We start from the raw sequence: 23962 nt of genomic DNA on the forward strand, positions 1-23962 counted from the left end.
CCTGCATGAACCTGACGCCCCGCGAGAAGGACAAGCTGCTGATCGCCATGGCCGCGCAGGTGGCGCGCCGGCGGTTGGAGCGCGGCGTGAAGCTCAACCACCCGGAAGCCGTCGCGCTGATCACCGATTTCGTGGTCGAGGGCGCGCGCGACGGCCGCAGCGTGGCCGAGCTGATGCGCGACGGCGCCACGGTCGTCAGCCGCGCCCAGGTGATGGAGGGGATCGCCGAGATGATCCACGAGATCCAGGTGGAAGCGACCTTCCCCGACGGCACCAAGCTCGTCACCGTGCACGAGCCGATCCGATGATCCCGGGCGAGGTGTTTCCCGCCGCCGGCGAGATCGAGCTGAATGCCGGCCGCGATTCCATCGCATTGGAGGTGGCGAATACCGGCGACCGGCCGGTGCAGGTCGGCAGCCATTACCATTTCGCCGAGACCAACCCGGCGCTGGATTTCGACCGGGCGCAGGCCCGCGGCCGGCGGCTCGACATCCCGGCCGGCACCGCGGTGCGCTTCGAGCCGGGGCAGAGCCGGCAGGTGCGCCTCGTCGCCCTGGCCGGCGCCCGGCTGGTGCACGGCTTCCGCGGCGAGACGGAAGGACAGGTCTGATGCCCGCACGCCTCTCCCGCGCCGCCTATGCCGGCATGTATGGCCCGACCACCGGGGACCGGGTGCGGCTGGCCGATACCGACCTCGTCATCGAGGTCGAGCGCGACTTCACCCTCTATGGCGAGGAGGTGAAGTTCGGCGGCGGCAAGGTGATCCGCGACGGCATGGGCCAGTCGCAGGTGACGCGCGCCGGCGGCGCGATGGACACCGTCATCACCAATGCCCTGATCCTCGACCATACGGGTATCGTGAAGGCGGATGTCGGGCTGAAGGACGGGCGCATCGCCGCCATCGGCAAGGCCGGCAACCCGGACACCCAGCCGGGCGTCACCATCATCATCGGCCCGGGCACCGAGATCATCGCCGGCGAGGGGCGGATCCTCACCGCCGGCGGGCTCGACGTGCATATCCATTTCATCTGCCCGCAGCAGGTGGAGGAGGCGCTGGCCGCCGGCATCACCACCCTGTTCGGCGGCGGCACCGGCCCGGCGCATGGCACGCTGGCGACGACCGCGACGCCGGGGCCCTGGCACATGGCGCGCATGCTGCAGGCGGCCGAGGGGCTGCCGGTCAATCTCGGCTTCCTCGGCAAGGGCAATGCCGCGCTGCCGGCGGCGCTGGAGGAGCAGATCCTGGCCGGCGCCTGCGGCCTCAAGCTGCACGAGGATTGGGGCACGACCCCGAAGGCGATCGACACCTGCCTTGCCGTCGCCGATGCGCTCGACGTGCAGGTGGCGATCCACACCGACACGCTGAACGAGAGCGGCTTCGTCGAGAGCACGATCAAGGCGATCGGCGGCCGCACCATCCAGGCCTTCCACACCGAGGGCGCGGGCGGCGGCCATGCGCCGGACATCCTGCGGGTGGTGGGCGAGCCGAATTTCCTGCCGAGCTCGACCAACCCGACCATGCCCTACACGGTGAACACCGTGGACGAGCATCTCGACATGCTCATGGTCTGCCACCACCTCGACCCGCGCATCCCGGAGGACGTGGCCTTCGCCGAGAGCCGCATCCGGCGCGAGACCATCGCGGCGGAGGATATCCTGCACGACCTCGGCGCCATCAGCATGATGTCCTCGGACAGCCAGGCGATGGGGCGGGTCGGCGAGGTGATCATCCGCACCTGGCAGACCGCGCACAAGATGAAGCAGCAGCGCGGCCGGCTGGAGGCGGAGACGGGCGACAACGACAACATCCGCGCCCGCCGCTACATCGCCAAGTACACGATCAACCCGGCCATCGCGCAGGGGATCGCGGCGCATGTCGGCAGCGTGGGACCGGGCAAGCTGGCCGATCTCGTGCTCTGGTCGCCCGCCTTCTTCGGGGTGAAGCCGGACCTGGTGCTGAAATGCGGCAGCATCGCCATGGCGCCGATGGGCGACCCCAACGCCTCCATCCCGACGCCGCAGCCGGTGCATTACCGGCCGATGTTCGCGCAATTCGGCGCGGCGATGCAGGCGAGCAGCGTCACCTTCGTCTCCCGCGCCGCGCTGGAGGGCGGGATCGGCGAGCGGCTCGGGTTGCGCAAGCCGCTGCTCGCGGTGGCGAATACGCGGGGCGGCATCGGCAAGCGCGACATGGTGCTGAACGATGCCCTGCCGCGGATCGAGGTGGACCCGGAGACCTACGAGGTCCGCGCCGATGGCGAGCTGCTGGTCTGCGAGCCGGCGAAGCTGCTGCCCATGGCGCAGCGCTATTTTCTTTTTTGAAGCCGAACAAGCATGAGCGACTTCCTGACAGCCTTAGAGCAAAAGCGACGCCAACCACAAACCGGCGGCTTTAATTGTTTCGGAGATGTTTTGGAAAAGCTGGGGCGGGAGATTGCTCGTTTGAAGGAAGCTGCAACGGAGACTGACTACAGGGATCATGCCTTCAACTGCATAATTACTGCAAATCACTTGATAGATTGGGCCGCAGCAGACATCATTGCTGAATGGAATTTGTCTTTTGTTGACAACACAATGAAAACTCAGAATAAGAGGAAGATAAAAAAAGGAATCACAGAAAGAATGAGGAAATATTTTGCTGAAGGGCGGGTTATTAACACTATTGCAAATTCGCAGAAGCATGCAGGCAGAGATTCTAAAAACGATGATATAAATACTTTTCTTTGGACATTGACACCCGGGGCTGCTTTTGGAAATGTGGAAAATATTTTTAAAATAAACAATTTAATGCAATTTGAGGTCAAAATTTTGCATGATGCTGAAAAATGCGTAGATTTACTATGTTTACTTGAGCGTATTTTTGCTACATGGCCTATCGTATACAAAGAAGTTCTCGAGGACAATATCCTGCTGAATTCTATGGCTGGTGTTACTCGTGGTCAATAGATATGGTTACTGACCTTCCCCGCGCCACGCAGGTGCTGCCCCAAGGCGGCTGGGTGGAACGCACCGCGAAGCATGTCGTCACCCTCGATTTCGACGACCGCTTCCGCCGTCGCCGGCGCTATGCGGCCGAGGATGGCTTCGCCTTCCTGCTCGATCTCGATACGGCGGTGGCGCTGCGCGACGGCGACGGGCTGCTGCTGGAGGAGGGCGGCGTCATCCTGGTCCGCGCCGCGCCGGAGCCGCTGGTGGAGGTGCGGGCGGCGACGCCGGAGCGGCTGCTGCGCTTCGCCTGGCATCTCGGCAACCGGCACCTGCCGACCGAGATCCAGGCGGAGCGGCTGCTGATCCGCGACGACCATGTCATCACCGCCATGCTGCGCGGCCTCGGCGCCACGCTGCGGCGGGTGGACGCGCCCTTCAACCCGGAGGGCGGCGCCTATGGCGAGCACAACCGCCAGCCCGGCCATCACCATCATCACCACGGCGATGGGCACCAGGACCACGCCCATGACGGCTGCGATGGCCACCACCATCACGACTAAGGCCGGTGGGCTGGACGCCGGGGCGCTGCACCGGCTGCTCGCCTGGCTCTCCCCCGCCTATCCGGTCGGCGGCTTCAGCTACAGCCATGGGCTGGAGATGGCGGTGGAGGAGGGGCGGGTGACGGACCGCGGCGGCCTCACCGCCTATGTCACCACCGTGCTGCGCGCCGGCGCCGGGCGGATCGACGGCGCGCTGCTGGCCGCGGCCTGGCGGGCGGCGGCGGCGGATGACGCGGCGCGGCTGGATGAGGTCGCCCAGCTCGCCGCCGCCTGGCGCGGCACGGCGGAGACGGCGCTGGAGGCCCTGGCGCAGGGCGCCGCCTTCACCGCGGTGACGCGGACCGCCTGGCCGGAGCCGCGCTTCGCCGGCTTCGTCGCGCGGCATCCCCGGGCGCTGACGCATGCCGTGGCCTTCGGCGCCGCCGCCGGCTTCCAGGGCGTGCCGCTGCGCCCGGCGCTGGCCGGCTGGCTGGCCGGCTTCGCCGCCAACCTGGTCTCGGCCGGGGTGCGGCTGGTCCCGCTCGGCCAGACCGACGGGCAGGTGGCGACCGCGGCGCTGCTGCCGGTGGTGGAGACGGCGGCCGATGCCGCCCTCGCCGCCGATCCCGAGACGCTCGGCACCGCCGCGCCGCTGCTCGACCTCCTCTCCATGCGCCACGAGACGCAATATACGAGGCTGTTCCGATCATGAGCGGACCATTCAGGGTGGGGATCGGCGGCCCCGTCGGCTCCGGCAAGACGGCGCTGACCGAGCGGCTCTGCCGGCATCTGCGGGCGAGCCACGACATCGCCGTCATCACCAACGACATCTACACGCGCGAGGATGCCGAATTCCTCACCCGCGCCGGGGCGCTGGAGCCGGCGCGCATCGCCGGCGTCGAGACCGGCGGCTGCCCGCACACCGCCATCCGCGAGGATGCCTCGATCAACCTCGCCGCGGTGCAGGACATGGTGGAGCGCTTCCCGGCGCTCGAGGTGCTGTTCATCGAATCCGGCGGCGACAACCTCGCCGCCACCTTCAGCCCGGAGCTGGCCGACCTGACGATCTACGTCATCGACGTCTCGGCCGGCGACAAGATCCCGCGCAAGGGCGGGCCGGGCATCACCCGCAGCGACCTGCTGGTGATCAACAAGATCGACCTGGCGCCGCTGGTCGGCGCCGATCTCTCGGTCATGGACCGCGACGCCCGCCGCATGCGCGGGCCGCGGCCGTTCATCTTCACCAATCTCAAGGAGGACAGGGGCGTGGCGGAGATCGTGGAGTTCATCCTGGCGCAGGGCGGCATCCCGGGGCGGGAGCGCGCGGCATGAACCGGCTTGGCATGACCCCATCCGGCAAGGCCCTGGCCGCCCTGGCGCTGCCCCTGCTGGCGCCGCTGCCGGCCCTCGCCCATCCCGGCCATGCCGAGGATCTCGGCCTGCTGGCCGGGATGCTGCACCCGCTGAGTGGCATGGATCACCTGCTGGCCATGCTGATGGTCGGGCTCTGGGCCGGGCTGCAGGGCGGCCGGGCGCGGCTGGCGCTGCCCGCCGCCTTCCTCCTGGCGATGCTGGCGGGCTTCGGCCTGGGCGCCGCCGGGCTGGTGGTGCCGGGGATGGAGGCTGGCATCCTCGCCTCGGTCATCCTGCTGGTGGCCCTGGCGGCGCTGGCGGTGCCGCTGCCCCTGCCGCTCGCCGCCGGCATCACCGCCCTGGCCGGGCTGCTGCATGGCCAGGCGCATGGCGCCGAAGGCCTGGCGATGCCGGGCTTCGTGCTCGGCTTCCTGCTGGTGACGGCAGCGCTGATCGGTGCCGGCCTGGGTTTCGCCGCGCTGCTGCAGCGGATCGGCTTCGGCAGCGGCCTGCGCCGCGCCGCTTGAGGCAAGGGCAGCTAGCCGGCCGGGACGGTTCCGCGGCGCGGGCCTGGGCGGGGCAGGGCCGCGTCCGGGCCCGGCGCGGCGCTGTCCCGGCCCGGCGCCCCGCCCTGGTTTCGCCCCTGCGCCGCCTGGCCTGGCTGCTCGGCGCCGCCTCCGGCTGTCTCGCGGCCTGCGACGTGGCGGATGATGTCGTCGTGCGGCGCGCGCGCATCCAGCTCGTCGGGCTCTCGGCGAATGATCTGCGGCTCTGCGCCGGGCCGCCGAACCGCACCCTCGCCGGCGATGGCGACCTGCAATACTGGGCCTATGACCGCACGGCGACGACGAGCGAAGTGATGGTCACCACGCTCGCCCTCGGGTTCAACCTCACGCGGCAGGGCGAATGCAGCGCCGTGTTCGAGTTGGCCGGGGGCCATGTGCGGCGCATCGCCTTCCCGCGCGCCGTCGGCGGCCGCGTCTCGCCCTATTCCGCCTGTGTGCCGCTGGTGCAGGAATGCTACGTCATGCGGCGGGGCGGCGCGATCGGCCCTGCCGTCCCCGCCGTGGCCCCCGAGCCTGAGCCCGGGCCCGAGCCGGTGCCTGGCATCGACGGGTCGGTGCCAGGCCAGGAATGGCGGCCGTTCCCCTAACTGCGCGTGGTTGTCCGGTGTGCGGCCCATCGGCGCTCGTTCCATGCCCATCGGAGGACCAGGATGGACCGGCCTGACCGCCTGTATGCGCAGATCGGCACGCTGATCGCGGCAACCAGTGCCGTGCAATTGGCGAACGGCTTCTTCGGCACGGTCGTCGCGCTGCGCGTCGCCGAGGATGTCGCCGGCGGGCTCGCCGGGCTGGTGCTGAGCGCCTATTTCGCCGGCTTCACCCTCGGCGCGATGCGCAGCACGCCGATCATCCTGCGCCTCGGGCATATCCGCGCCTATGCCGCCTTCGCCGGCATCGTCGTCGCGGCCACCGCGGTGATGCCGATCTGGCCCGGCGCCCTGGCCTGGGCGGTCCTGCGGGCGCTGGTCGGCTTCGGCTGCGCCGGCATCTTCGTCACGACCGAGAGCTGGCTGCACGCGAAGGCGCCGGCCAGCATTCGCGGCCGGGTCTTCTCGACCTACATGGTCGGCACCTTCGTCGCGCTCGCCGCGGGGCAGCTGTTGATCGCCCGCGCCCCGGTCGACTCCTTCGTCGCCTTCAACATCATCGTCGCGCTCTTCGCCGCGGCGCTCGCCATGGTGAGCGCGACGCGGGCGGAGCCGCCGCGGGCGAGCGCGACCGCCCCCCTCGGCTATGGCGCGCTGTGGCGCGCCGCGCCGGTCGCGGTGACGGGCTGCGCCCTGTCGGGGCTGCTCAGCGCCGCCTTCTTCGCCCTCGCCCCGGCCTGGATGCAGGGCGAGGGCATCGAGCGAACCACCATCGCGCTCTTCATGCTCGCCGCGGTGCTGGGCGGCCTTGCCTTCCAGATCCCGGTCGGCCGGCTCTCGGACCGCTTCGACCGCCGCCTGGTCCTGGGGGCGCTCAGCCTCCTCTTCGCGGTGACGGTGGTGCTGCTATCGGTCCTGCCGCACCGGCTCGGCGTGGTGCTTCCCGCCGCCGCGCTGCTCGGCGGGGCGATGTCGACGCTCTATCCCGTCTGCGTGGCGCATGCCCATGACCGCATGCCGGCCGATCGCGTGGTCGCGGTCAGCGCCAACCTGATCCTGATCAGCGGCATCGGCTCGGTCATCGGCCCGCTGCTCGGGTCGGCGGCCATGGCCTGGCTCGGCCTCGACGGGCTGCTCTACGGCATGGCGGCGGTGGCGCTGGCGATCGGCGCGGTCGCGGTGCTGACGAGCCTGGGACGGGCGGCACCGGCGCGCTTGGCGCGACCCTTCGCCATCCTTGCCCCGGATGCCTCGCCGCTGGCGCACGACCCCACCGAGGGGGCGGCGCGATAGGCGCCCCGCCCGCCCTTCGTGCCGGCCCGCGGCGCGGCGTCAGTACCGCTTGTAGGGCAGGAACTTGCCGGACAGGGTGATCTTCACCCGGTCGCCCTTCTGGTCCGGCTGGCGTTCCAGCGCCATGTCGAAGTCGATCGCCGACATGATGCCGTCGCCGAACTCCTCCTGGATCATCTCCTTCCAGCTCGTGCCATAGACCAGGATCAGCTCGTAGAAGCGGTAGATCAGCGGGTCGGTCGGCGGCATGGGCTGGGCGCCGCGATAGGGGATCTCGCAGAGCAGCGCCGCCTCCTCCTCGTCGAGGCCGAGCAGCTCGGCGATGCCCTTGGCCTGGGCCGGCTCGGCGCTCATCTGGCCCATGCACAGGGCGCAGGTCCAGACCGGGCTCATGCCGATGCGGGCGGCGATCTCGGCCCATGTGAGGCCATTCGCCCGTTTCAGGCCCAGGATCTTGCGGCCGAGCGCGGTCTTCGGATCGTTCATGCGGGCCCCTCCTCGGGTTCGGTGGCGAGGCGGCGTGGCAATGGCCGTGCCAGCGCCGGCGCCGCGGGCCGGGCGCCGGCCGGTCGTCACTCCAGCCGGATGCCCGCCTGCCGGATCACCTCGCCCCATTTCCGGTGCTCGGCCAGGATATGCGCGCGATAGGCCTCGGGCGTGCCGGGGAGCGGCGTCCCGCCGAGCTCGGCCAGCCGCCGCGCCGCCTCCGGCGTGCCCAGCATCCGCACCAGCGCGGCATTCGCCGTGGCGATGATCGCTGGCGGCGTCTCCCGCGGCGCCAGCAGCCCGAACCAGGCGGTGACCTCGTAGCCCGGCAGGGTCTCGGCGATGGCCGGGATCTCCGGCGCGCCGGACCAGCGTTGCCGGCTGGTCACGCCGATGGCCGTCAGCGTTCCGGCGCGGATATGCGGCAGGATGGAGGGCAGGTTGTCGACGCCCCAGGCGATGCGGCCGGGCAGCAGGTCGCCCAGCATCGGCGTGCTGCCGCGATAGGAGACGTGGTCGCCCTCGATCCCCGCCTGCATCCGGAAGAGCTCGGCGGCGAGATGGGTGCTGCCGCCGATGCTGGTCTCGCCATAGGCGAGGCGCCGCTGCTTGGCCAGCGCGATCAGCCCGGCCGCATCGCCGATGCCGAGCGAGGGATGCGCCGCCACCAGGTTCGGCACCTCGGTGACCAACGAGATCGGCGCGAAATCGGCGATGCCGTCATAGCCGGGGTTCGGGTAGAGATGGGCATTGATCGCCTGGGTGCCGGGCGAGCCCAGCAGCAGGGTGTAGCCATCCGGCTGGGCGCGGGCGACGGCGGCGGCGCCGATATTGCCGCCGGCGCCGGAGCGGTTCTCGACGACAAAGCCCTGCCCGAGCGCCTCCTGCAGCCAGGCGGCGGTGAGGCGGGCGAAGATGTCGACGGTGCCGCCGGGCGGGAAGGGGGCGATGATGCGGACGGGGCGCTCCGGCCAGCGCCCCTGGGCCCGGGCCGGCAGCGGCGAGGCGAGGCCCGCGCCGAGCGCGGCGAGCAGCGGGCGGCGGCGCATCACGCGCTCTCCTCCGCCGCTTCCCCGATGGGGGCGAGGGCCGCGAAGCCGGCGCGCAGCGCGGCGGGAATGGGCGCCGGCCGGCGCGTGGCCGGGTCCAGCATCACCATGACGGCGCGCGAGGTGGCGAAGCAGGCGCCCTCGCGGAACAGCCCCTGCTCGACGGTGAGGCTGCTGCCGCCGAGCCGCGTCACCGCGGTGCCGATGCGCACCCGGCCGGGGAAATGGATCTCGGCCCGGTAGTCGATCTCGACCCGGGCGACGACCATGCGCACCGGGCTGCTCTCCGGCGGGCCGGCGATGGCGCGCATGACCTCGACCCGGCCGGCCTCGCAGAAGGCGCCGATGGCGCCGTTGTTGACATGGCCATTCATGTCCGTGTCGGCGATCCGCAGCTTCTCCTCCGTCCAGAAGGGGAAGCGTGCGGGCGCGGGCGGCGGCGGCGGCATGGGCGGGAATCCTCCGGATTTGGGCCCGAGGCTCCCGGCCGCACCGCCGCGCGTCAAGCCGGGCTCAGCGCTTCTTCTCGGCCTCGTAGCGCGCCTTGTTCTCGGCATTCGGCGGATAGAGGCCGGGCAGCTTCTCGCCCTGCTCGACCTTGCCGACGATCCAGGCCTCCAGCCGCTCCTGCTCGGTGCCGCCGGCCAGCACCTCGTCGAGGAAGGCGGCGGGGATGCAGACGGCGCCGTCATCGTCGACGACGATGATGTCGCCCGGGAAGACGGCGACGCCGCCGCAGCCGATCGGCTCCTGCCAGCCGACGAAGGTGAGGCCGGCGACCGAGGGCGGCGCGGCGCCGCCGCGGCACCAGACCGGCATGCCGGTGCCGACCACGCCGGCGACGTCGCGCACGCAGCCATCGGTGACGAGGGCGGCGACGCCGCGCTTCCGCAGCCGGGCGCAGAGGATGTCGCCGAAGATGCCGGCATCCGCGACGCCCATGGCATCGGCGACGGCGATGACGCCCTCCGGCATGTCCTCGATCGCGGCGCGGGTGGAGCGGGGGGAGGACCAGCTCTCGGGCGTCGCCAGGTCCTCGCGCGCCGGGACGAAGCGCAGCGTGAAGGCGGGGCCGACGAGGCGCTTGCCCTTGGCGGTCGGGGTGAAGGGCTGCGGCCCGCGCATCCAGATGTTGCGCAGGCCCTTCTTGAGCAGAAGGGTGGTGATGGTGGCGGTGGAGATGGTCTCCAGCGTCGCGCGGGCGGTGGGGTCGAGGGACATGCGGCGCTCCTGCCCGTTGGTCCCTCTGGATTAGCCTCGTTGCCCGGGTCACACCAGGGGGTTGGAGACGCCTGCTGACGGATGCCGACAGGCGCCCTCAGCCAGCCTCGTGGTCTTCCAGCATCTGGGTGAAGAGTTGAAGGTCCACTTCGAAGGAGGAGGCGAAACCCTCCGAAGGGTTGTCAGAAGTGCCATGTAGACAGAAATACTGACCCTTCTTGTGGGAGCATAAGTCGTAGAAAAAATCGTCCTGCATGTGCTCCGGAGCCAAGCCCAGGAAGCGGATACCGCGCGGGGAGAAGGCCAGATTGGTGCATTCCGCACCGAGGACCCCTACGATATGGCTGGCACGCGAGAATGTCTGCACCTGCGCGGCCAGGCTCATGAGTCCAGGGGTGGTGACGACATAGCCGCGTTGCTCCACCATGCGAAGGACCGCATCCTCGTTGCGCAGCTTCCGACGGGCCCCATCGGGGCGCCTGACATACAGTTTCTCCGGTTGAGGTGCGGGCGTGGCCGTCGCCAGGAGCCGCCGTCCCAACTCTTCGAGGGCCGTGATAACCACTGGCGCCTTCACCCATGGCTGCACAGTGAGTGGCAGGGGATAAATGAGGTCCTTGACGAATTGCGGCCTCGGGCCTGGCCAGACAAGCTGTTCTTCCGTGATGCCATAGGCGGCGAGAGAGTCCGCATAGACCTTGCGCATCGCCGGCGCCGCGGCGGTCAGCAGAAAGCGGCATCGGGTCAGGTCAACCAGCCCTTCCAGCAAGCTCAGTCGCGGCAGGCTTTCCACCAACCAGTGCCCGTAATTGCTGTCCCAGCGCTGTTTCAGCAGGACATAGGTGCCATCCGGCAAGGGCTCGCTGCCGCGATAGTCCGGCTTCGCCTCATAGAGGCCGGCCTCGTCCGTCAGGACGAAATCATCGATATCCTTGGCGTGATGCGCGTTGATAAGGCTTTCGCGGACGATCGTGCTGCCATCAATGACGATGGTGCCGACGCCGGTGACAGTCGCGTCGCGCAGCCTGACGACCTGTGCAGGCGGAGGAACCACCTCTTCGGTCAGGTGCGGCTTCATGAGATCGGCAATCCAGCAGACCACTGGTCCCTTGATCACCGGTGTGATGCGACGGTAGCGGCCGCCATTGGATTGTTCGGCCAGCAAAGAGCCGCATTCCGTGGCCGGCCGTGAGGTGAAGCGCTGAGTATGCTGGATTGCAGACAAACTGGACGACAAGGAGCTTGCTTCCTCCATTGCCTCGGCGGCCTGGGGCCGGGCCGAGCTGACGCCACGAAGCAGCGCGGGCAGCGCGATCTTCGCCACCACTGTCCATACGATGGGCGCCATCGTGTTCGGCAGGCTCGCCCAGTCGCGTTGGCGTACCCGTTGCATTGCGCCACGAGCTTAACCGATCCTTGCTGGGTCTGGAGCAGATCCCGATCAGTGGGCTCACCTGATCGGGTGAAGATGCTCTGAAAACAATAGTCTGGGGCACGTCCCCTGAACCGGTGTTCAGGGGACGTGCCCTAGGTTATGGCGAACGCCCAACCAGCCGAACCCTGCAATGCCGGCTGCGGGTCCGAAATGCGATAACTGAGCGATGATGCCGGCGTTGGAGCAGGCCAGAACAGATCACGATCATGCATGCTCGACTGGTGGGGATCTGTCTAGCCCGCCGCCATCTCCGCCACATGCCGCGCGGCTTCCAGCAGGCGATGCGCGCCATGCTCGCGCTGGGCGAAGCGGCGTCCGTCCTCGCCGAATTGCCGCAGGGTGCCCGGGTCGCTGAGCAGGCTGGCGACGGTCGTGCCCAACTCGTCGGTGCCGACGAGACGGACTCCAGTGCCATCGCCGAACCGTCCCTGGATGGCTGCGGCATGCGCGACCACCGGCGTGCCGCAGGCGAGGGATTCGATCAGCGCGCGGGGAACGCCCTCCCAGAGCGAGGGATGCACCATGAGGCGTGCCCGTCCGAGCTGCGCCAGCACATCGGCGTTCGGCAGCGCGCCGAGGAAGCGGATGCGGTCATGCCCCGCCGCCGCGGCGGCCACCTCGCCCAGCGTCTCGCCGCCGCCGACCAGGGCGATGCTGAAACGGCCGAAGAAGGGGCGCAGCGCGATCTGGTTCTTCCGCGCCTCGAAGCTGCCGACATTGATGATGTCGTAATGCGGCGCCTGGTCCTGGCGCTCGGCATGCACCCGGTCGGCGACCGTCCAATCGACGAATTTCGGCAGGATCCGGCAGGCGATTCCCGTCCCGGCCGCGGCCCTGACCGCCGCCACCTGGCTCCCGCTCTCCGCGAACACGAAGCGGGCCGCCGCGAGTTCCGGCTCCACGGCATTGCCCCCGAGGATGAAGCCGATCTTCGGGCGGGGGTGCGTCAGGGCCGCGAGGACGAATGCGACGATGTCGTAGCCGATCCCCTTGAAGACGATGGCATCCGGCGCATCCGTCGTCAGCGCGCCGCGCAGGGCGGTGGAGACGGCGCGGTGCGGCGCGGCGGCGCGGTCATCGGCCGGGAAATAGACAAGCGGGACAAGGCCGGCGAACATGTCGCGCCTGACGGTGCCCCCATCGGACATCCGATAGACCGCGGCGTCATGCCCCTGCCGAGCGAGTTCCCGCGCGATCACCGCCTCCCGGATTTCGCCGAACAGGTCCGAAGCCGGATGCGACAGGACGATTCGGATTTTCATGGGGCCGGCGCGATGGGGAATTCTTATGACGCGGCAATCTTCATAACAGCTTGTTAATCGCTGCCTCCACCAGGACCTCCGGCGCCGCCTCCACCGACAGCTCGATCACCCCCTCCGCCGCCTCCGGCGTCTCGAGCGTGGCGAACTGGCTCGCCATCAGGCTCGGCGGCATGAAGTGCCCGGCCCGCGCCGCCTGCCGCGCGCCGATCAGCGCCGGATCGCCCACCAGGTGCAGCAGCCGCAAGGCCGGCCGTCCGGCCCGCAGCCGCGCGCGGTAGATCCGCTTCAGCGCCGAGCAGGTGACGACGCCGCCCGCCCCGGCGGCGCCCCGCGCATCCACCCAGGCGCCGATCGCATCCAGCCAGGGCCAGCGATCGTCATCGGTGAGCGCCTCGCCGCGGCTCATCTTGGCGATGTTGGCGGGCGGGTGGAAGGAATCGGCATCGGCGAAGGCGACATCCAGCCGCGCCGCCAGCAGCGTGCCCACCGTGCTCTTGCCGGCCCCGGAGACGCCCATCACCAGGACCAGCGGCTTCGCCCCTGCCATGCGCGCCGCCTCAGCCCTTCGCCTCCGGCGGCTTCGGCGGCTCGAGATGCCCGCCGAAGCCCTTGCGCTGGGCCGAGAGCACCTTGCCGGAGAAGCGCGCCTCGTCGCGGCTGGCGAAGCGGGCATAGAGCGCGGCCGAGAGCACCGGCGCCGAGACCGCCGTCTCCACCGCCGCCTGCACCGTCCAGCGGCCCTCGCCGCTGTCGCTGACATGGCCGGAGAAGCCGGCGAGCTCCGGATCGCCGGCCAGGGCCTGCGCCGTCAGGTCGAGCAGCCAGCTCGCCACCACGCTGCCGCGGCGCCAGGCCTCGGTGATGTCGGCGAGGTTGAGGCTGAGGCGCTGGTCCGGCGGCAGGGCCTCGCTATCGGCATGCTTCAGGATGTCGAGCCCTTCGGCGAAGGCCTGCATCATCCCGTATTCGATGCCGTTATGGACCATCTTGGTGAAATGCCCGGCGCCGTTCGGCCCGGCATGCACATAGCCCTGCTCCGGCCGCGGGTCGCCCGTCCTTCCCGGCGTCGGCGCCGCCGCCGCCTTGCCCGGCACCAGCGCGGCGAAGATCGGGTCCAGCCGCCGCACCACCTCGGCCTCGCCGCCGATCATCAGGCTGTAGCCGCGCTCCAGCCCCCAGACGCCGCCCGAGGTGCCGATATCGAGGAAATGCAACCCCTTCGCGCGCAGCAGGGCGCCGCGGCGGACGCCATCCTTCCAGAAGCTGTTGCCGCCATCGATCAGCACGTCGCCCGGTGCCAGCAGCCCGGCCAGGGTCAGCAGCGCCGCCTCGGTCGCCTCGCCCGCCGGCAGCATCACCCAGACCGCGCGCGGCGGGGCGAGGGCGGCGACCAGCGCCTCCAGATCCGCCACCGCCTGCGCACCCTCGGCCGCCAGCGCCTGGCCGGGGGCCGGGTCGCGGTCGAAGGCGACGCAGGCATGGCCCGCCCGCAGCAGCCGCCGCACGATGTTGCCGCCCATCCGGCCGAGGCCGACCATGCCAAGCTGCACCCGGTGATCCTTTCCGCAACGGTGGCGAGGAAACGGTTGTGTAGCCCCGGCCGGGCGGCGGGGGAACGCTGGCCGGCACCCCCGCCGGGCAGGAGCCGGCCCGGAAAATGCATTATGCTCCGCCCATGGACATCCCCGGCCCATGAGCGACCGCATCGGCTTCCTGCTCAACGGCGCGCCGGTCCGCCTCCCGGCCGGCACCTCGCCGACCATGACCCTGCTCGACTGGCTGCGCGGCCAGGCCAGCCTCACCGGCACCAAGGAAGGCTGCGCCGAGGGCGATTGCGGCGCCTGCACGGTGGTGCTGGAGGCGGCCGATGGCAGCCGGGCGCCGATCAATGCCTGCCTCGCCATGCTCGGCCAGATGCATGGCAGGGCGATCCGCACCGTCGAGGGGCTGCGGCAGCCCGGCCTCGGCCCGCACCCCGTGCAGCACCGCCTGGCCGAGGCGGATGCCACGCAATGCGGCTTCTGCACCCCCGGCATCGTCATGGCCGCCTGGGCCCATACGCGCGAGGGCGGCGACCCGCATGAGGCGCTGGCGGGCAATCTCTGCCGCTGCACCGGCTACCGGCCGATCCTCGACGCCCTGACCGGGATGGCGGATGACGGCGCGCCGCCGCCCGTTCTGCCGCCCCCCGAGGCCGCCTGCTTCACCGCCGAGGGACAGGTCTTCCACCGCCCGGCGAGCCTCGCCGAGCTGCTGCGGCTGCGGGCGGCGCATCCCGCGGCGCTGCTGCTGGCCGGCGGCACCGATCTCGGCCTGCTGGCGAGCGAGCACCGCCAGCGCCCGCCGGCCATCATCGCGCTCGATGCCGTGCCGGAGCTGCAGGCCTGCGCCGAGGATGCGGCCGGGCTCACCATCGGCGCGGCGCTGCCCTATGCGCGGCTGCTGCCCCTGCTCACCGGCGGGCTGGCGCCCTTCGCCGCCCTGCTGCGGCGGCTCGGCTCGCGGCAGATCCGCAGCCTCGGCACGCTCGGCGGCAATCTCGGCACCGCCTCGCCCATCGGCGATGCCCTGCCGGCGCTGCTGGCGCTCGGGGCGCGGCTGCATCTCGCCTCGGTCCGTGGCGAGCGGGAGATGCCGGTCGAGGATTTCCTCGCCGGCTATCGCCGCACCGCCCTGGCGCCGGAGGAGGTGATCCGCGCCATCCGCCTGCCGCGCCCCGCCGCGGGCGAGGTGCTGGCCTGCGAGAAGCTCTCGAAGCGCCACGACCAGGACATCGCCGCGGTGAGCGGCGCCTTCCTGCTGCGCGTCGAGGACGGGCGCATCGCTTCGGTGCGGCTGGCCTTCGGCGGCATGGGGCCGATGGCGGCGCGCGCCCGGGCGGCGGAGGCGGCGCTGACGGGGGCATCCCTGGCCCCGGCGGCCTTCGAAGCGGCGGCGGCGGCGCTGGCGCAGGACGTGGCGCCGCTCTCCGATGCCCGCGGCAGCGCTGGCTACCGGCTGGCGGCGGCGCAGGGCCTGCTGCGCCGGCTCTACTGGCGCCTCGCCCGCCCCGACCTACCGCTCGAGGTGCAGGCGCTGTGAACGCGCCTGGGGGCGGCCCGGCGCGCGGCATGGGGGCGGCGCTGCGCCAGGACAGCGCGCTGAAGCACGCGACCGGCGAGGCCCGCTTCCTCGACGACCTGCCCGAGCCGCCCGGCCTGCTGCACGCCGCCCTTGCCCTCTCGCCCATCGCGCATGGCCGGCTGCTGGCGCTCGATCCCGGCCCGGCGCTGGCCCTGCCCGGCGTCGTCGCGGTGCTGCGGCCGGGCGACATCCCCGGCCGCAACGACATCGCCGCCGCCGGCAGCAACGAGCCGCTGCTGGCCGAGGGCATGGTCCTGCATGCCGGGCAGCCGCTGGCCATCGTCGTCGGCGCGACGCGCGACGCCGCCCTGGCCGGCGCCGCGGCGCTGCGGCCGGAGATCGCGCCCCTGCTGGCGATCCTCAGCCTCGAGGAGGCGATCGCCCGCGAGGCCTGGGTGCTGCCGCCGCAGGAGATCCGTCGCGGCGACGCGGCCGCCGCCCTGGCCGCCGCGCCGCATCGCTGCCACGGCGAATTCCGCGTCGGCGGGCAGGAGCATTTCTACCTCGAGGGCCAGATCGCCCTCGCCCTGCCGGGGGAGGATGGCGAGATGACCATCCAGTCCTCCACCCAGCACCCGACCGAGGTGCAGCACATCGCCGCCCGGGTGCTGGGCTGCCCCTTCAACCGCATCACCGTGGCGACGCGGCGCATGGGCGGCGGCTTCGGCGGCAAGGAGAGCAATGCGAGCTGGGTCGCCGCCGCCGCGGCGCTGGCGGCCCGCGCCACCGGCCGGCCGGTGAAGCTCCGCCTGCCGCGCAAGGCGGACATGGCGGCGACCGGCAAGCGCCACCCCTTCCTCTATCGCTGGCAGGCCGGCTTCGCCGAGGATGGCCGCATCCTGGCGCTGGAGGCGGTGCTGGCCGCCGATGCCGGCCACAGCCTCGACCTCACCGCCGGCGTCATCTTCCGCGCCATCACCCATGCGCTCGGCTGCTGCGACGTGCCGGATGTGGCGCTGCGGGCCCTGGCCTGCCGCACCAACACCGTCAGCAACACCGCCTTCCGCGGCTTCGGCGGGCCGCAGGGGGCGCTGCTGATCGAGGATGTGGTGCATCGCGTGGCCGCCGCGCGCGGCCTGCCGCCCGAGGATGTGCGGGCGCGCAATTTCGCCGGCGGCGGGAATGGCGCCGAGACGCCCTATGGTCAGGCGCTGGAGGGGGCGCTGATCCGCCGCGTCTGGGCCGAGGCGCGGCGGGATGCCGGCTGGGACGAGAAGCGGCGGGAGATCGCGGCCTTCAACGCGGCGCATCCAACGCTGCGCCGCGGCCTCGGCAGCATGGTGCTCGCCTTCGGCATCTCCTTCGGCCAGATGCACATGAACCAGGCCGGCGCGCTGGTGCATGTCTACACCGACGGCTCGATCCGCCTGAACCATGGCGGCACGGAGATGGGGCAGGGGCTGTTCATCAAGGTGGCGCAGGTGGTGGCCAGCGTCTTCGGCGTCGATGTCGGGCGCATCGCCGTCTCCGCCACCAGCACGGCGGAGGTGCCGAACACCTCCCCCACCGCGGCGAGCACGGGCAGCGACCTCAATGGCTGGGCGGCGCATGCGGCGGCGAGCGCGATCCGCGCCCGCATGGCGGCGGTGGCGGCGGCGGAATGGGGGGTGCCGGTGGAGGCGGTCGCCTTCGCCGAGGGCCAGGTGACGGCCGGCGGCAACCGCGCCATGGAATTCGGCGCCCTGGCGCAACTCGCCTACATGCAGCGGGTCTCGCTCTCGGCGACCGGCTTCTACCGCACGCCCGACATCCACTGGGACCGCGCGACCATGCGCGGCGAGCCCTTCTTCTACTTCTCCTATGGCGCGGCCGTGGCGGAGGTGGCGGTGGATCTGCTGACCGGCGAGCATCGCTGCCTGGCGGCGCATCTGGTGCAGGATTGCGGCCGCAGCCTCAACCCGGCGGTCGATCTCGGCCAGGTGGAGGGCGCCTTCGTCCAGGGGCTCGGCTGGCTGACCTGCGAGGAGCTGTGGTGGGATGCCGCGGGGCGGCTGCGCACCCTCGGCCCCTCCACCTACAAGATCCCCGGCAGCCGCGAGGTGCCGCCGGTGCTGCGGGTGCGGCTGCTGGAGGGGGCGCCGGCGCGCTCGGAGACCATCTTCCGCTCGAAGGCGGTGGGCGAGCCGCCGCTGCTGCTGGCGACGGCGGTGTGGAATGCGCTGAAGGACGCGATCGGCACCGACCATCTGGACGCGCCGGCGACGCCGGAGCGGGTGCTGCGGGCGATCCGCGGGGGCTAGCTGCTAGCGACGGGACCACGGCCTGAAGGACGGCTGTCGGGACACGCGTCGCCCGTTGCCCTGGCGCGGCTTTGCCGCGACAGGCTGTGCCGGAATTCGGGCGTTGGGTGAATCCCCGGGCCCCCCCACGACGCCGCGCAGCGGTTTCGTGGGGAACTCCTAGGCCCGGTCGGCGGCGGCGCGCGGCGCCGGCAGCACCGCGCCGCCGCCCTCGCCCGGCGGCGCCAGCGCCGCCTCCATCGCCAGCCGCAGCGTGGCCAGCTTGCGCTCGTTCTCCACTTTCAGGCCGAACACGTCCTTCACGTAGAAGACGTCCACCGCCCGCACGCCATAGGTGGTGATGTGCGCCGAGGCGATCTGCAGCCCCTGGTCGCTGATCGCCGCCGTCACGTCATGCAGCAGGCCCGGCCGGTCGCGGCCATTCACCTCGATGACGGTATGGGTATTGGAGGCGTGGTTGTCGAAGACCACGCGGGGCGGGACGGTGACGGCGCGCAGCCGCGCCGGCTCCCGCCGCACCTTGCGGATCTCGTCGCGCAGCCGCAGCCGGCCGGACAGCGCCTGCTCGATCAGCACCGAGAGCTTGGCCAGCCGGTGCGGCGCGTCGAAGGCGCCGCCGGCCGCGTCCTGCACCCAGAAGGTGTCGAGCGCCATGCCGTTGGTCAGCGTGTGGATGCGGGCATCGACGATGGAGGCGCCGGCGACGGCGAGCGCGCCGGCGATGCGGCTGAACAGGCCCGGATGGTCGGCGGCATAGACGGTGATCTCGGTCACCGCCCGGCTCTCCAGCACCCGGGTCTTGACCGTCAGCGGCGCCTTGCACGCCTCCGCCTCGCGGATCAGCGCGGCGTGGCGGGCATGCGTCTCGGCATCGAAGGAGAGCCAGTAGCCGGGATAGCCGAGGCCGAGGAAATGCTCGCGGTCGGCGGCCGGCCAGCCCGCCAGCATGGCCGCCGCCGCCTCCCGCGCCCGGGCGACGCGGACATCGCGCTCGGGCACCGAGAGGCCGCCGGCCAGCACCTCGGCCACGCGCCAGTAGACCTCGCGCAGCAGGGTCGCCTTCCAGCCGTTCCAGACCTTCGGCCCGACCGCCCGCATGTCGCAGACCGTCAGCACCAGCAGCAGCCGCAGCCGCTCGGGCGACTGCACCAGGTCGGCGATGTCGAGGATGGTCTTCGGATCCTCGATGTCGCGCTTGAAGGCGGTCTGGCTGATCAGCAGGTGGTGCAGCACCAGCCAGGAGACGGTCTCGGTCTCCTCCGGCGTCAGGCCCAGCTTGGGGCCGAGCTCGGTGGCGATGCGGGCGCCGAGCTCGGAATGGTCGCCGCCGCGGCCCTTGGCGATGTCGTGCAGCAGCGTCGCCATGTAGAGGGCGCGGCGCGACTGCAGCTGGCTGATCAGCTCGGAGGCGACCGGCGCCGCCTCGGCCAGCTCGCCGCGCTCGACCTGCTGCAGCACCCCGATCGCCTCGATGGTGTGCTCGTCCACCGTGTAGACATGGTAGGTGTCGAACTGCATCAGCCCGACGATGCGGCCCCAGTCGGGGATGAAGCGGGTGAGGAAGCCGGTCTCGTTCATCAGCCGCAGCCAGGTGGCGGCGTCGCGGCCGGCGAGCAGGTCGAGGAAGAGGGTGTTCGCCTCCTCCGTGCCGCGCAGCGCCGTGGCGTGATGGGCGTTGCGGATCAGGGCGCGGATGGCGAGGGGGTGGATCTCCAGCTTGCGGTCCCGCGCCGCCTTCAGGATCCTGAGCATCAGGATCGGCTCGCGGGAGAAGTCGCGGTTCGGCGGCGCCGCCACCAGCTTGCCGTCGGCGAAGGCGAGCCCGGCCTCGGCCAGCGCCGCATCGCCCTGCCGCCGGGTGGCCGGCGGGCCGAGCGAGGCCCGCTCGATCGCCGGCTCCAGCACCCGGGTCAGGCGGAGCACGTCGCGCACCGTCAGGAACAGGTGCTTCATGAAGCGCTCGACGCCGTCCTGCCGGCCGCGCGGCGTGTAGCCCATGCGGGCGCCGACCACCGGCTGGAAGTCGAAGGTCAGCCGGTCCTCGGCCCGGCCGGCGACGTAGTGCAGGTGGAAGCGGACGGTCCAGAGGAAGTCCCAGGCGCGGCGGATGGCGCGCGCCTCGTGCTCGGTCAGCAGCCCGCCGCCGGGGCTTTCCGGGCCCACCAGGTCCGGCATGCGCTGGGTGTTGAAGGCGTAGCGGGCGAGCCAGTAGAGGGTCTGCAGGTCGCGCAGCCCGCCGCGCCCCTCCTTGATGTTCGGCTCCACCAGATAGGGGCTGTCGCCGTAGCGGGCGTGCCGGGCGGCGCGCTCGGCCCGCTTGGCGGCGAGGAAGGGGCCGAGGCCGCGCTGGCCGCGCATGCGGGCGAAGGCCTCGGTGAAGCGGTCGAAGATCGGCCGCTCGCCGGCGAGGAAGCGCGCATCGACCAGGGCGGTCATGATGGTCGCGTCCTTGGTGCTCTCGTCGAGGCAGTCGCCGATGCTGCGGGTGGCGTGCCCGACCTTCAGCCCGAGATCCCAGAGCAGGTAGAGCACGAACTCCACCACCCGCTGCGCCCGCGGGCCGGCCGGCTGGTCGGAGAGGAAGAGCAGGTCGATATCGGAATAGGGCGCCAGCACGCCGCGGCCATAGCCGCCGGTCGCCACCAGGGCGAAGGGCGCCTCGGCCAGCTCCGCCGCTCCGCGCGCCGGCACCATGGCCAGGGCGTAGTGGTGGATCGCCAGCATCAGCCCGTCGCTCAGCGCCGCCAGCCAGCGGGCGGCGGCGAGGCCGGAGAGCTCATGCGCCTCGAAGCTGTCCTGCACCGTGCCCTGGATGCGGCCGAGATGCCGCCGCAGCGTGTCGAGCGCATCCTCCCGGCGGATCGGTCCGCCGCCGGCTTCCCCCGTCAGCTCGGCGATCAGGTCCGGGATGACACTCGGCATCTCGGCCAGCACCGGATGGCGCTGGGCGTTGGCCCGGGCGGGAAGAGCGGAGGCGGCGGTCATTCCCACCAGAGTAGCCGCACTCAGCCGCCGGGGACAGCACCAACCAATAGGCTTTTCAGGTGATACAGCGCATCCTGCGCATCCCGTGGCGACAGCGTATCGGGATCGAGCGCGGCGAGCGCGGCCAGGACGGGATGGCCGGCGGCAGGCTCCGTGACCGGCGCCGGCGCCGAGGCGCCAGCGCCGGCCGCGGCGGGGCGCGCGAAAAGCGGCAGCTCGTCCGAGAGCGGGTCGAGGCCCTTCGCGCGCGCCTCCAGCGCCGCCAGCACCTGCGCCGCGCGCGCCAGCACCGGGCGCGGGATGCCGGCGAGCTTCGCCACATGCAGGCCCCAGGACCGCTCGGCGGTGCCGGGGGCGACGCTGTGCAGGAAGACCACCTCGCCTTTCCATTCCTTCGCACGCATCGTCGCCGGCGCCAGCTCCGGCAGCTTGCCGGCCAGCGCGGTCAGCTCGTGGAAATGCGTGGCGAAGATGGTGCGGCAGCGGGTGCGGTCGTGCAGCGCCTCCAGCGCCGCCCAGGCGATGGCGAGCCCGTCCCAGGTCGCGGTGCCGCGCCCCACCTCGTCGAGCACCACCAGGCTGCGCGGCCCGGCGAGGTTCAGGATCGCCGCCGTCTCCGCCATCTCCACCATGAAGGTGGAGCGGCCGCCGGCCAGGTCGTCCGAAGCGCCGACGCGCGAGAAGAGCCGGTCCACCAGGCCGAGCCGGGCGCTCTCGGCCGGCACGAAGAGGCCGGCCTGGGCGAGCACCGCGATCAGCGCGTTCTGCCGCAGGAAGGTCGACTTGCCGGCCATGTTCGGCCCGGTGAGCAGGCAGATCCGCTGGCCCGGCGAGAGGTCGCAGTCATTGGGGACGAAGGCCGGCCCGCGGCTGCGCGCCAGCGCCGCCGCGACCACCGGGTGGCGGCCTGCGACGATGCGGAACTCCGGCCGCGCCGTGATCTCCGGCCGGCACCAGCCGCCCTCGGCGGCGAGCTCGGCGGCGCCGGCCTGCAGGTCGAGCTCGGCCAGCGCCGCCGCCGCCCCGGCGATGCCCGGTGCCGCGGCGAGGCAGCGGTCGCGCAGATGCCGCGCGATCGCCCGCTCGCGCCGGGCCGCCCCCTCCGCCGCCTCGGACAGGCGGCGGTCGAGCGCGGCGAGGGCGGCGCAGGTGAAGCGCACGCCATTGGCCATGGTCTGGCGGTGGATCGGGGCGAAATCGCCGGTGGCGCCGGCGGGCGGGCTGCGCAGCAGCGCCTCCCCGGCGGCGGCGGGCAGCTCGGCCAGATAGCCGAATTGCTGGTGGTGGCGGACCTTGACGCTCGCCACCCCCCAGGCCTGGGCGAGGTCGAGCTGCAGCGCCGCGATGGCGCCGCGGGCGTCGTCGCGCAGCCGCCGCAGCCCGTCGAGCTCGCCGTCATAGCCCGGCGCCACGATGCCCGGATCCTCCAGCCGCGCCGGCAGCGTCTCGGCCAGGGCCCGGGCGAGCTCGGGCGAGGGGTCGGCGGCCGGGCGCAGCGCCGCGGCGCAGCCGCCGAGCAGGGGCGGGATGGCGACCGGCGCGTCCAGCCCCGCGACGCTCCCCTGGAGGCTCCCCTGGGGCGACCGCGCCAGGGCCTCGGCGATGGCGGCGGCGCGCGCCAGCCCGTCGCGGATCGCCGCCAGGTCGCGCGGCGCGAAGCGGTCGAGCGCCAGCCGGCCGAGGGCGCGGGCCATGTCCGGCGCGCCCTTCAGCGCCGCCCGGATCGCCGCCCGCAGCGCCGGCGCGGCCAGCAGCGCCGCCACCGCGTCGTGCCGCGCCGCGATCGGCTCCGGCTCGGCCAGCGGGCAGCCGAGCCGGTGGGCCAGCAGCCGCGCCCCGGCGGCGGTCACCGTGCGGTCGACGGCGGCGAGCAGGCAATCGCGCGCCCCGCCGCGCTCGCTGCGCAGGATCTCGAGGCTGCGGCGGGTGGCGGCATCCATCTGCAGCACGCCGCGCTCGCCGCGCGGCACGGGATGCGCGAGATGCGGCAGGGCGCGGCCGGCCTCGCCCTTTTGGGTGGCGCGGACATAGTCGAGCGCCATCGCCGCCGCCGCCGCCTCGGCCGGCGAGAAGCTGCCGAAGCCCTCCAGCGTGGCGACGCCGAAGGCCTCGGCGAGCCGCCGGGCGCCGTCGCGCGGCGGGCTCGCCTCCACCGCGCCGGGGAGCGTCGCGGCGAGCGCGGCCGGCGCCAGCACCTCGGCCGGCTCCAGCCGGGCCAGCAGCGCCGGCAGCTCGGCCGCCGCCAGCGCCTCGGTCTCGAAGGCGCCGGTCGAGAGGTCGAGCCAGGCGGCGCCGAGCCGCTCGCCCGCCGGCTCCGCCTCCGGCGCCAGCGCCAGCAGCCAGGCCGGCCGCGCCGCCTCCAGCAGCGTCTCCTCGGTGACGGTGCCCGGGGTGACGAGGCGCACCACCTCGCGCCGCACCGCGCTCGCCTTCCGCCGCTTCGCCGCCTCCGGCGTCTCCATCTGCTCGGCGATGGCGACCCGGAAGCCGCGGCGGATCAGCCGCGCCAGGTAGCCCTCATGGCTGTGCGCCGGCACGCCGCACATCGGGATGCGGCCGCCCTGGTGCTCGCCGCGATAGGTCAGCGCGATGTCGAGCGCCCCGGCGGCCGCCTCGGCATCGGCGAAGAACATCTCGTAGAAATCGCCCATGCGGAAGAAGAGCAGCGCATCGGGATGCGCCGCCTTCAGGCCGAACCACTGCGCCATGGCGGGCGAGGCGCCCTCGGCGCTGGGCAGCCGGGTGGAATCGGGGGCCTGGTCCATGCCGGTCTCTACCGCGTCCGGCGCGCCCGCGGCAGCCCCGGGGGCGGGTCTTTCGTTGGCCGGGGGCAACGGCGCTTCGCGGCGGCGAAGCACCCGCCTTCACGGCGGCGGCACGGGCTGCCTTAATGTC

General features: G+C 72.2%; 22 protein-coding genes. 12 read left to right on the forward strand and 10 right to left on the reverse strand.

Features of this window, described 5'->3' with window-relative positions; all coding sequences use genetic code 11:
- Positions 1–5: 5 nt before the first annotated feature.
- From DOO78_RS01075 to DOO78_RS01115, 10 genes are all read left to right on the forward strand, one after another.
- Positions 6–308: an urease subunit gamma gene (locus DOO78_RS01075; protein ID WP_111467865.1), complete on the forward strand. Its 303-nt coding sequence runs from the start codon at positions 6–8 to the stop codon at positions 306–308.
- Positions 305–610, forward strand: coding sequence for an urease subunit beta (locus DOO78_RS01080; RefSeq protein WP_111467866.1), 306 nt, complete (start codon positions 305–307; stop codon positions 608–610). Before DOO78_RS01075 ends, DOO78_RS01080 begins: the two co-directional genes overlap by 4 nt.
- The gene (gene ureC / locus DOO78_RS01085; RefSeq protein ID WP_111467867.1) at positions 610–2322 is read left to right on the forward strand and encodes an urease subunit alpha; all 1713 of its coding nucleotides are present in this window, start codon (positions 610–612) and stop codon (positions 2320–2322) included. Before DOO78_RS01080 ends, ureC begins: the two co-directional genes overlap by 1 nt.
- A 12-nt stretch (positions 2323–2334) precedes the next feature.
- Positions 2335–2946 (forward strand): hypothetical protein, encoded by a 612-nt coding sequence (locus DOO78_RS27030; protein WP_128079978.1) that lies wholly within the window; start codon positions 2335–2337, stop codon positions 2944–2946.
- Between the two features lie 32 nt (positions 2947–2978).
- Entirely contained in the window at positions 2979–3488 is a 510-nt protein-coding gene (gene ureE, locus DOO78_RS01090) for an urease accessory protein UreE (protein WP_341538223.1), read from the forward strand.
- On the forward strand, positions 3466–4179 hold the full coding sequence (locus DOO78_RS01095; RefSeq protein WP_111467869.1) for an urease accessory protein UreF: 714 nt from the start codon (positions 3466–3468) through the stop codon (positions 4177–4179). Before ureE ends, DOO78_RS01095 begins: the two co-directional genes overlap by 23 nt.
- Entirely contained in the window at positions 4176–4799 is a 624-nt protein-coding gene (ureG, locus tag DOO78_RS01100; RefSeq protein WP_111467870.1) for an urease accessory protein UreG, read from the forward strand. The genes DOO78_RS01095 and ureG overlap by 4 nt, the downstream gene beginning before the upstream one ends.
- Positions 4796–5347: a HupE/UreJ family protein gene (locus DOO78_RS01105; protein WP_207802748.1), complete on the forward strand. Its 552-nt coding sequence runs from the start codon at positions 4796–4798 to the stop codon at positions 5345–5347. The genes ureG and DOO78_RS01105 overlap by 4 nt, the downstream gene beginning before the upstream one ends.
- Positions 5348–5538: 191 nt before the next feature.
- Positions 5539–5973, forward strand: coding sequence for a hypothetical protein (locus tag DOO78_RS01110; RefSeq protein WP_128079979.1), 435 nt, complete (start codon positions 5539–5541; stop codon positions 5971–5973).
- Positions 5974–6036: 63 nt separating this feature from the next.
- Entirely contained in the window at positions 6037–7266 is a 1230-nt protein-coding gene (locus tag DOO78_RS01115; RefSeq protein WP_207802750.1) for an MFS transporter, read from the forward strand.
- 39 nt (positions 7267–7305) lie between these two features.
- On the opposite strand, the gene cynS is transcribed toward DOO78_RS01115, so the two are convergent.
- The 8 genes from cynS to gnd form a co-directional block, all read right to left on the reverse strand.
- Positions 7306–7752, reverse strand: coding sequence for a cyanase (gene cynS, locus DOO78_RS01120; protein WP_111467872.1), 447 nt, complete (start codon positions 7750–7752; stop codon positions 7306–7308).
- A gap of 86 nt (positions 7753–7838) precedes the next feature.
- On the reverse strand, positions 7839–8801 hold the full coding sequence (locus DOO78_RS01125) for a Bug family tripartite tricarboxylate transporter substrate binding protein (RefSeq protein WP_111467873.1): 963 nt from the start codon (positions 8799–8801) through the stop codon (positions 7839–7841).
- Positions 8801–9250 (reverse strand): acyl-CoA thioesterase, encoded by a 450-nt coding sequence (locus tag DOO78_RS01130; RefSeq protein WP_165838659.1) that lies wholly within the window; start codon positions 9248–9250, stop codon positions 8801–8803. Before DOO78_RS01130 ends, DOO78_RS01125 begins: the two co-directional genes overlap by 1 nt.
- A 64-nt stretch (positions 9251–9314) precedes the next feature.
- Positions 9315–10022, reverse strand: coding sequence for a ribonuclease activity regulator RraA (locus tag DOO78_RS01135; protein ID WP_111467875.1), 708 nt, complete (start codon positions 10020–10022; stop codon positions 9315–9317).
- Between the two features lie 97 nt (positions 10023–10119).
- Entirely contained in the window at positions 10120–11370 is a 1251-nt protein-coding gene (locus DOO78_RS01140) for a glycosyltransferase family 61 protein (RefSeq protein WP_165838660.1), read from the reverse strand.
- A gap of 320 nt (positions 11371–11690) precedes the next feature.
- Positions 11691–12719 carry a glycosyltransferase family 4 protein gene (locus tag DOO78_RS01145; protein WP_128079980.1) on the reverse strand — a complete coding sequence of 343 codons (1029 nt, stop codon included), beginning with the start codon at positions 12717–12719 and terminating at the stop codon, positions 11691–11693.
- A gap of 40 nt (positions 12720–12759) precedes the next feature.
- Positions 12760–13266, reverse strand: a complete 507-nt coding sequence (locus DOO78_RS01150) for a gluconokinase (RefSeq protein WP_111467878.1) — start codon at positions 13264–13266, stop codon at positions 12760–12762.
- 10 nt (positions 13267–13276) lie between these two features.
- On the reverse strand, positions 13277–14269 hold the full coding sequence (gene gnd, locus DOO78_RS01155) for a phosphogluconate dehydrogenase (NAD(+)-dependent, decarboxylating) (protein WP_111467879.1): 993 nt from the start codon (positions 14267–14269) through the stop codon (positions 13277–13279).
- Positions 14270–14411: 142 nt separating this feature from the next.
- On the opposite strand from gnd, the gene DOO78_RS01160 reads away from it, so the two are divergent.
- Positions 14412–15800 (forward strand): FAD binding domain-containing protein, encoded by a 1389-nt coding sequence (locus DOO78_RS01160; protein ID WP_111467880.1) that lies wholly within the window; start codon positions 14412–14414, stop codon positions 15798–15800.
- A 29-nt stretch (positions 15801–15829) separates the two neighbouring features.
- Positions 15830–18082, forward strand: a complete 2253-nt coding sequence (gene xdhB / locus DOO78_RS01165; protein WP_111467881.1) for a xanthine dehydrogenase molybdopterin binding subunit — start codon at positions 15830–15832, stop codon at positions 18080–18082.
- 159 nt (positions 18083–18241) lie between these two features.
- Here xdhB and DOO78_RS01170 read toward each other — a convergent pair whose 3' ends face one another.
- Together DOO78_RS01170 and mutS are read right to left on the reverse strand one after the other, a co-directional pair.
- Positions 18242–21004, reverse strand: a complete 2763-nt coding sequence (locus DOO78_RS01170) for a [protein-PII] uridylyltransferase (protein WP_243634293.1) — start codon at positions 21002–21004, stop codon at positions 18242–18244.
- 83 nt (positions 21005–21087) lie between these two features.
- Positions 21088–23832, reverse strand: a complete 2745-nt coding sequence (gene mutS / locus DOO78_RS01175; RefSeq protein ID WP_111467883.1) for a DNA mismatch repair protein MutS — start codon at positions 23830–23832, stop codon at positions 21088–21090.
- Positions 23833–23962 lie beyond the last annotated feature (130 nt).

The organism is Roseicella frigidaeris, from assembly GCF_003258945.1.
GTDB lineage: Bacteria > Pseudomonadota > Alphaproteobacteria > Acetobacterales > Acetobacteraceae > Paracraurococcus > Paracraurococcus frigidaeris.

What these genes read in the sequence shown, in the direction of transcription:
- DOO78_RS01130 (WP_165838659.1), bottom strand. Translation starts at nt 9,250, where the DNA reads ATGCCGCCGCCGCCGCCCGCGCCCGCACGCTTCCCCTTCTGGACGGAG.
- DOO78_RS01170 (WP_243634293.1), bottom strand. Translation starts at nt 21,004, where the DNA reads ATGCCGAGTGTCATCCCGGACCTGATCGCCGAGCTGACGGGGGAAGCC.
- cynS (WP_111467872.1), bottom strand. Translation starts at nt 7,752, where the DNA reads ATGAACGATCCGAAGACCGCGCTCGGCCGCAAGATCCTGGGCCTGAAA.
- DOO78_RS01135 (WP_111467875.1), bottom strand. Translation starts at nt 10,022, where the DNA reads ATGTCCCTCGACCCCACCGCCCGCGCGACGCTGGAGACCATCTCCACC.
- DOO78_RS01140 (WP_165838660.1), bottom strand. Translation starts at nt 11,370, where the DNA reads ATGGCGCCCATCGTATGGACAGTGGTGGCGAAGATCGCGCTGCCCGCG.
- DOO78_RS01160 (WP_111467880.1), top strand. Translation starts at nt 14,412, where the DNA reads ATGAGCGACCGCATCGGCTTCCTGCTCAACGGCGCGCCGGTCCGCCTC.
- xdhB (WP_111467881.1), top strand. Translation starts at nt 15,830, where the DNA reads ATGGGGGCGGCGCTGCGCCAGGACAGCGCGCTGAAGCACGCGACCGGC.
- DOO78_RS27030 (WP_128079978.1), top strand. Translation starts at nt 2,335, where the DNA reads ATGAGCGACTTCCTGACAGCCTTAGAGCAAAAGCGACGCCAACCACAA.
- DOO78_RS01080 (WP_111467866.1), top strand. Translation starts at nt 305, where the DNA reads ATGATCCCGGGCGAGGTGTTTCCCGCCGCCGGCGAGATCGAGCTGAAT.
- DOO78_RS01125 (WP_111467873.1), bottom strand. Translation starts at nt 8,801, where the DNA reads ATGCGCCGCCGCCCGCTGCTCGCCGCGCTCGGCGCGGGCCTCGCCTCG.
- DOO78_RS01115 (WP_207802750.1), top strand. Translation starts at nt 6,037, where the DNA reads ATGGACCGGCCTGACCGCCTGTATGCGCAGATCGGCACGCTGATCGCG.
- DOO78_RS01150 (WP_111467878.1), bottom strand. Translation starts at nt 13,266, where the DNA reads ATGGCAGGGGCGAAGCCGCTGGTCCTGGTGATGGGCGTCTCCGGGGCC.
- DOO78_RS01105 (WP_207802748.1), top strand. Translation starts at nt 4,796, where the DNA reads ATGAACCGGCTTGGCATGACCCCATCCGGCAAGGCCCTGGCCGCCCTG.
- DOO78_RS01075 (WP_111467865.1), top strand. Translation starts at nt 6, where the DNA reads ATGAACCTGACGCCCCGCGAGAAGGACAAGCTGCTGATCGCCATGGCC.
- DOO78_RS01145 (WP_128079980.1), bottom strand. Translation starts at nt 12,719, where the DNA reads ATGAAAATCCGAATCGTCCTGTCGCATCCGGCTTCGGACCTGTTCGGC.
- ureG (WP_111467870.1), top strand. Translation starts at nt 4,176, where the DNA reads ATGAGCGGACCATTCAGGGTGGGGATCGGCGGCCCCGTCGGCTCCGGC.
- ureC (WP_111467867.1), top strand. Translation starts at nt 610, where the DNA reads ATGCCCGCACGCCTCTCCCGCGCCGCCTATGCCGGCATGTATGGCCCG.
- DOO78_RS01095 (WP_111467869.1), top strand. Translation starts at nt 3,466, where the DNA reads ATGGCCACCACCATCACGACTAAGGCCGGTGGGCTGGACGCCGGGGCG.
- mutS (WP_111467883.1), bottom strand. Translation starts at nt 23,832, where the DNA reads ATGGACCAGGCCCCCGATTCCACCCGGCTGCCCAGCGCCGAGGGCGCC.